The sequence below is a fragment of the Dietzia sp. E1 genome (assembly GCF_014145015.1).
GTDB lineage: Bacteria > Actinomycetota > Actinomycetes > Mycobacteriales > Mycobacteriaceae > Dietzia > Dietzia cinnamea_A.
In genome coordinates this window covers 1-6616 of the sequence record NZ_JAALDU010000250.1, presented here as the reverse complement: position 1 = coordinate 6616, position 6616 = coordinate 1, and the positions used below count along the sequence as shown (strand labels likewise).

The following is a 6616-nucleotide window of genomic DNA, read 5'->3' as shown; positions in this document are numbered from 1 at the left end:
GCCCGGGCGGTGAGCAGCAGGGCGCGGCAGTCCGCGGGACCCTCCCCGTCACGCAGCCGGCGCAGGACGTCGAGTCCGGAGAGCCCGGGCATCATGACGTCGAGGATCGCCAGCGCCGGCTCGAAGCTCATGATCGCCTCCAGGGCCTCGACCCCGTCCCGGGCCGCGCGCACCTCGTACCCGGCGTTGGAGAGTTTGAAGGCGACAAGCTCGCGGATGTCCTCGTCGTCGTCGGCGATCACTACCCGCGGTCCTGCGCCACTCATTTCCCACCCTCGTTCGTCGACGATCGTCGAGTCGACCTTATAGGCAGATGTGAACGCGGGTAGTCACTCTCCCCGGAACTCGGGCCTGCGCTTCTCCGCGAAGGCCCGCGGGCCCTCCTTCGCGTCGGCGGAGGCGAACACACGCCCGCCCACCTCGGCGTCGACCGTGAAGGCCTCCTCCTCGTGCATGCCCTCGGTCCGACGGATCGTCTCGATCATCCCCTGGACGGCGAGCGGGCCGTTGGCGGCGATGGCCTCGGCGATCTCGAGCGCCTTGTCCAGGGCGGAGCCGTCGTCGACCACGTGGCCGATGAGGCCGAACCGCTCGGCCTCCTCGGCGGACAGGTGACGGCCGGTCATGAGGACCTCCATCGCCACGGTGTACGGGATCTGGCGGACCAGGCGCACCGCGGAGCCGCCCAGGGGGTACAGGCCCCAGCGCGCCTCTGAGACACCGAACTTCGCCGACCGGCCGGCCACGCGGATGTCGGTGCCCTGGAGGATCTCGGTGCCGCCGGCGATGGCGGGGCCCTCGACCGCGGCGATGAGTGGCTTGCTCAACCGGCGCCCCTTGAGCAGGGCGGGCAGCCTGGTGAGGTCCCAGCCGCCGCCCGCGAACTTGTCGCCCGGAGCGTCGTTGTTCATCGCCTTGAGGTCCGCGCCCGCGCAGAAGTAGCCGCCCGCGCCGGTGAGGATGCACGCCCGGATGTCCGGGTCGGAGTCCACGAGGTCCCAGGCGGCCTCCATGCCACGCATCATCGGGCCCGACAGGGCGTTACGCGCCTCGGGACGGTTCATGGTGACGATCAGGGCATGCCCACGCCGCTCCGTGAGCAGGTGCTGGTCCTCCGGGGTGACGGTCGTGGTCATGGGGCCTCCAGCGGAATCTTTTCAGAACGCGATCGAATGTAACCCACACCACGCGGGCGGAACAGGTTCTACTTTAGGGCCATGGCGTACACCATCGGGGATCTCGTAGAGCACAGCGTGGACCGCGTACCGGACAGGCTCGTCCTCGTCCAGGGGGAGCGGTCCTTCACGTTCAGGGAGCTGGAGGAGCGGGCCAACCGGCTCGCGCACCACCTTCAGTCCGTGGGCGTGGGACCGGACGACAAGGTCGCGGTCTACAGTCGGAACACCATCGAGGCCGTGGAGGCCATGGTGGCGATCTTCAAGATCCGCGCCGTCATGGTCAACGTCAACTTCCGCTACGTGTCCGCGGAGCTCGAGTACCTGCTCGACAACTCCGACGCCGTGGCGGTGATCCACGAGCGGCGGTACTCGGACGTCCTCGAGCAGACCCTCCCCCGGACGCCGGGCGTGCGGCACTGTCTGGTCGTCGAGGACGGCACCGACGGGCCCGACCCGGCCGCTCCCGAGGGCGTCACGGTCGCGCACTACGACGAGGCGCTGACGGCGCAGTCGCCCGAGCGCGACTTCGGTGAGCGGTCGAACGACGACATCTACATGCTCTACACCGGCGGCACCACGGGTTCGCCCAAGGGCGTGATGTGGCGCCAGGAGGACGTCTTCATGGTCCTCGGCGGCGGCATCGACTTCCTCACCGGCGAACGCGTGGCCGACGAGTGGGAGCTCGCGAACAAGGCGGTCGAGGGCGGCGTGCTCGTCCGGTGCGCGCTGCCGCCGCTCATCCACGGCGGCGCGCAGTGGGCGATCCTCATGGCGCTGTTCGCCGGACACACCAACGTGCTCATCCCGGAGTTCGATCCGGAGGCGGTCTGGCAGGCCGTGACGGACCACAAGATCAACCTCATGTTCATCACGGGCGACGCGATGGCGCGGCCGATGATCGAGGCGTGGGATCCGGAGAAGTACGACGCGTCGTCGCTGTTCTACCTCGGCTCCTCGGCGGCCCTGTTCTCGCCGTCGGTCAAGGACCAGTTCGTGGACGCCTTCCCCAACGCGATGATCTCGGACTCGATCGGCTCCTCGGAGACCGGGTTCTCGGGCATCGCGCTGGCGGAGAAGGGCAAGACCCACACCGGCGGGCCGCGGGTGAAGATCGACGGCGAGACCACCGTCCTCGACGCCGACGGCAACGAGGTCGAGCCCGGCTCGGACGTCATCGGCAAGGTGGCGCGCACCGGCCACATCCCGCTGGGCTACTACAAAGACGAGGCCAAGACCGCCGAGACGTTCAAGACGTTCAACGGCAAGCGCTACGCCATCCCCGGGGACGATGCCCGCGTGGAGGCCGACGGCACCGTGACGATGCTCGGCCGCGGCTCCGTCTCCATCAACACCGGCGGCGAGAAGGTGCACCCGGAGGAGGTCGAGGCCGCGCTCAAGACGCATCCCGACGTATTCGACGCCCTGGTGATCGGCGTCCCCGACGAGCGGATGGGTCAGAAGGTCGCCGCGGTGCTGCACACCCGCGACGGGAAGTGCCCGCCGATCGAGGAACTCAACGAGTACGCGCGCAAGGAGATCGCCCGGTACAAGTGCCCGCGCGCGCTGTGGGTCGAATCGTCGGTCAAACGCAATCCCGCCGGCAAACCCGACTACCGCTGGGCCGCGGAGATCGCCGCGTCCCGTCCCGCAGACGACAGCCAGGAGATCAGCAAGTGAGCATTCGTACCTCTCTCACCGAGGAGTTCGGGATCGAGTACCCGATCTTCGCGTTCACCCCGTCCAAGGCGGTCGCGGCGGCCGTGACCCGCGCCGGCGGGATGGGGGTGCTGGGCTGCGTGCGGTACAACGACGCCGCGGAGCTCGACGAGGTCCTGACCTGGATGGACGAGAACACCGACGGCAAGCCGTACGGCGTCGACATCGTCATGCCCAACAAGGTGCCCACCGAGGGCAGCCCCTCCGACATCGCCGCGATGATCCCGGAGGAGCACAAGTCCTTCGTCAACCGGGTCCTCGACGACCTCGGGGTGCCGCCGCTGGGCGATGACGCCGCGAAGAACGCCGGCGTCCTCGGCTGGCTCCACTCGGTCGCGCAGTCGCACGTCGAGATGTCCCTCAAGCACCGGCCGGGGCTGGTGGCCAACGCGCTCGGGTCCCCGCCGAAGCACATCATCGACCTCGCCCACGAGAACGGCCTCAAGGTCGCCGCGCTGGCCGGCGCCACCAAGCACGCCCTGGCCCACGTCGAGAACGGGGTCGACATCGTCATCGCCCAGGGCGGCGAGGCCGGCGGCCACACCGGCGAGGTCGCGACGATGGTGCTCGTGCCCGAGATCGTCCGGGCGCTCGGGGGCCGGGCGCCGGTGCTCGCGGCCGGCGGCATCGGTGACGGCACGCAGGTCGCGGCCGTCGTCGGTATGGGTGCCCAGGGCGCCTGGATGGGGTCGCGCTGGCTCACCGCCTCCGAGTACGCGGAGGACGGCGGGTCCAGGGCGATGCAGAAGGCGCTGGTCGCGGCGACCAGCCGGGACACCGTTCGCACCCGGATCTACTCCGGCAAGCCCGCCCGCCTGCTCAAGAGCAAGTGGACGGAGGCGTGGGCGGCCGCCGACGCCCCGGAGCCGCTGCCCATGCCGCTGCAGAACCTGCTCGTCGCCGAGGCGCACCAGCGGATCTCGGAGGCCCAGGACCCCGAGGTCGTGGCCATGCCTGCCGGGCAGATCATCGGCTCGCTCGACGGTGTGGTCCCGGTCGCCGAGACCATGAAGCAGATCGTCGCCGAGTACGAGGCGGCCGTCGAGCGCCTGCGCGGCACGCTGGCCTGACCCGCCCACCGAAATCCGCTACCTCGAATCCGGATCCGCTACCTCTGTGGGAGTAGCGAATCCGGATTCGGAGTAGCGGATTTCCGCGTTGAGGCACCTGAGGCCGGGGAACCGGCGTCGTCAGCTCCCCAGCACGAACAGCAGCATCGCGGCCCAGTGGCACCCGAACGCGACCGCGGTGCAGGCGTGGAAGATCTCGTGGAAACCGAAGACGCCGGGTGACGGGTTCGGGCGCTTGAGCCCGTAGACCACCGCGCCGCCGGTGTAGGCGAGACCGCCGACGAGGACCAGGATGACGGCGGCGAGGTTGGCCTCGATGAGGTCGCCGGCGAACCACACGGCGGTCCAGCCCAGGACGATGTACAGCACCACGTACAGCCATCTCGGCGCGGAGAGCCAGAACAGCCGGAAGACGATCCCCAGCAGCGCCCCCGCCCACACGATCGACAGCAGGATCGTGCTGGCCGGCGCCTCGAGCGCCGCGACCGTCATCGGTGTGTAGGTCCCGGCGATGAGCAGGAAGATGTTGGAGTGGTCCAGCCGCCGCAGCAGCCCGGACGCCTTCGGCCCCCAGTTCCACCGGTGGTAGAGCGCCGAGATGCCGAACAGCAGGGTCGACGTGGCCAGGAACACCGCGCAGGCCCAGGTCAGTGCCGTCCCGTCGGCGAGCACGGTGAGCACCACACCCAGCGCGATCGCCACCGGGAGGGTGCCGGCGTGGATCCACCCGCGCAGCAGCGGCTTGGGCGGGACCGCGGCGGGGACGCCGAAGTCGTCGTCGGGCGCGACGGCGACGGCATCGGGCTGGTCGGCGGTGCCGGCGGCGGTACGCGGGTCGGTGTTCAGGGCGGGGTCCACGACATGAAACTTACCGAGGTCGTCACACGGGGGTGAAGGCCTCCGCGCCGTCGGGGCGGACCCAGACCCGGTCCCCGGCGGGATCCGTCCCGAGCGAGGTGAGATCCCGCGCCCGGAACTTGAAGCTCGCGGTCCTCGGAAGCGCCGACGTGACCCGTAGCAGCGACGGTCGCTGCTTGGGGCCCAGGTCGGGTTGGGCGGCGAGGAAGTCGGCGAACCCGTCGGCGAGTGCGCTGACGTCGGCGCTCTCACGCGGCACCACCCCCGCGGCCACGGCGTCGCCGATGGCGGCCGCACCGCGCACCGTCGCCGCCGGCACGGCGTACACGCCGACCTCGGCCACATCGGGGTGGCGGCGCAGTACGCGTTCGATCGGTGCCGCCGCCAGGTTCTCCCCGTCCACGCGCATCCAGCCACCGGACCGGCCCGCGAAGTAGACCCACCCGTCGTCGTCGACGTAGGCGAGGTCACCGGAGTGGAAGCGGCCCCCGCGCATGCGTTCGGCGTCGGCGGCCGGATCGCCCCAGTAGCCGGCGAACAGTCCGGGTCCGTCGGCGACCATCTCGCCGACGGCCTCGTCGGCGTTGAGCAGGACGCCCGCGTCGTCGAAGCGGGCGCGCGGGCACTCCTCGCCGGTCTCGGGGTCCACGACGAGCACCCCGGCCGGGAGCGGTCCGAGGGCGGCGTCGGGGGTCTCGGGCGTACGCGTGACGGAGATGCCGCCCTCGCTGGAGCCGAACCCGTCCACCACGGTGACGCCGAAGCGCCGGGCGAACTCGCGGCGCACGTCGGCCGGGGCCTCGTTGCCGTAGACCACGCGCATCGGGTTGTCGGCGTCGTCGGGCCGCTCGGGGGTGGCCAGGATGTAGGACAGGGGCGCGCCGGCGTAGTTGGCGAACGTGCAACCGTGCCGCCGGACGTCGTCGAGCCAGTTGGAGGCGGAGAACCGGCGGCGGAGCGCGATGGAGCAGCCGGAGAACAGGGCGATCGGCCAGGCGACCATGACGGCGTTGGAGTGGAACAGCGGCATCGCGCTGTACACGCAGTCGTCGGTGCCGATGCCGAACCGTTCGGCGAGCATGCGTCCGGGCACGGAGATCTTGTTCTGCGTGATCCGCACGGCCTTGGGATCGCCGCTGGTGCCGGAGGTAAAGACCAGCGCGACCAGGTCGTCGGGGCCGGTCGGCACGTCCGTGACCGCGGGGAGCGTGGCGTCGGCGTGGCGGTCGAGCAGCGCGGCCCACTCGGGGGAGTCCACGTTGACCACCGGGATGCCGGGGTCGAGGCCGTCGAGGAGCGCCTCGTTGTCGGCGTCGGTGAGGATGAGCGCGCAGTCCGCGAGCGCCGCGTCGCGCAGGAGCGCCTCGCCGCGGCGCGTGGGGTTGAGCCCGGCCACGACGATCTCCGAACACGCCGCCGCGCCGAGCAGGTGGAGGTACTCGGGGGTGCCGGCCAGGAGGAGACCGATGTGGGGTGTGCGCGCCGGTGATGACGACGACGAGGCCATCAGTTCACGCAGCGCCGCGATCCGCACGGCCGACGCGCGGACGGCGTCCGACCACGGCGTGAGCCGGTCGTCGGACCAGATGCCGCGGTCGCCGACGGCGGACAGGGCGTGGACGGCGTCGGCGACGGAGGTGAACGGCCGGGCCGCGACGTCGGCGATGGTCTGGACCGTGCTGCTGCTCATGCGGAGAACTCCCAGAGGTCGCCGTGGACGGCGAGCACGTCGCCGAGGTCGAGGAGCTGTCGGGTCGCGCCGCCGAGTCGGAACTCGTTCGCCTTGGCGGCGAG

At 70.9% G+C, this 6616-nt stretch carries 6 protein-coding genes; 2 read left to right on the top strand and 4 right to left on the bottom strand.

Going from position 1 to position 6616, the window contains the following annotated elements; all coding sequences use genetic code 11:
• A partial coding sequence (locus G6030_RS09215) for a response regulator (protein WP_187701674.1) occupies window positions 1-266 on the bottom strand: 266 nt, incomplete at its 3' end.
• Window positions 267-329: 63 nt separating this feature from the next.
• A complete protein-coding gene (locus tag G6030_RS09210) occupies window positions 330-1136 on the bottom strand; it encodes a crotonase/enoyl-CoA hydratase family protein (RefSeq protein ID WP_182642927.1) in 807 nt (268 codons plus the stop codon).
• 81 nt (window positions 1137-1217) lie between these two features.
• On the opposite strand from G6030_RS09210, the gene G6030_RS09205 reads away from it, so the two are divergent.
• Complete coding sequence (locus tag G6030_RS09205; RefSeq protein WP_182642926.1) at window positions 1218-2855, top strand: acyl-CoA synthetase; 1638 nt, start codon at window positions 1218-1220, stop codon at window positions 2853-2855.
• A gap of 2 nt (window positions 2856-2857) precedes the next feature.
• Complete coding sequence (locus tag G6030_RS09200; protein ID WP_182642928.1) at window positions 2858-3964, top strand: nitronate monooxygenase; 1107 nt, start codon at window positions 2858-2860, stop codon at window positions 3962-3964.
• Between the two features lie 120 nt (window positions 3965-4084).
• Here G6030_RS09200 and G6030_RS09195 read toward each other — a convergent pair whose 3' ends face one another.
• Both G6030_RS09195 and G6030_RS09190 read right to left on the bottom strand, forming a co-directional pair.
• Entirely contained in the window at window positions 4085-4822 is a 738-nt protein-coding gene (locus G6030_RS09195; RefSeq protein WP_182642925.1) for a hemolysin III family protein, read from the bottom strand.
• A 22-nt stretch (window positions 4823-4844) separates the two neighbouring features.
• Complete coding sequence (locus G6030_RS09190) at window positions 4845-6512, bottom strand: AMP-binding protein (RefSeq protein ID WP_182642924.1); 1668 nt, start codon at window positions 6510-6512, stop codon at window positions 4845-4847.
• Window positions 6513-6616 lie beyond the last annotated feature (104 nt).

What these genes read in the sequence shown, in the direction of transcription:
- G6030_RS09210 (WP_182642927.1), bottom strand. Translation starts at nt 1,136, where the DNA reads ATGACCACGACCGTCACCCCGGAGGACCAGCACCTGCTCACGGAGCGG.
- G6030_RS09205 (WP_182642926.1), top strand. Translation starts at nt 1,218, where the DNA reads ATGGCGTACACCATCGGGGATCTCGTAGAGCACAGCGTGGACCGCGTA.
- G6030_RS09190 (WP_182642924.1), bottom strand. Translation starts at nt 6,512, where the DNA reads ATGAGCAGCAGCACGGTCCAGACCATCGCCGACGTCGCGGCCCGGCCG.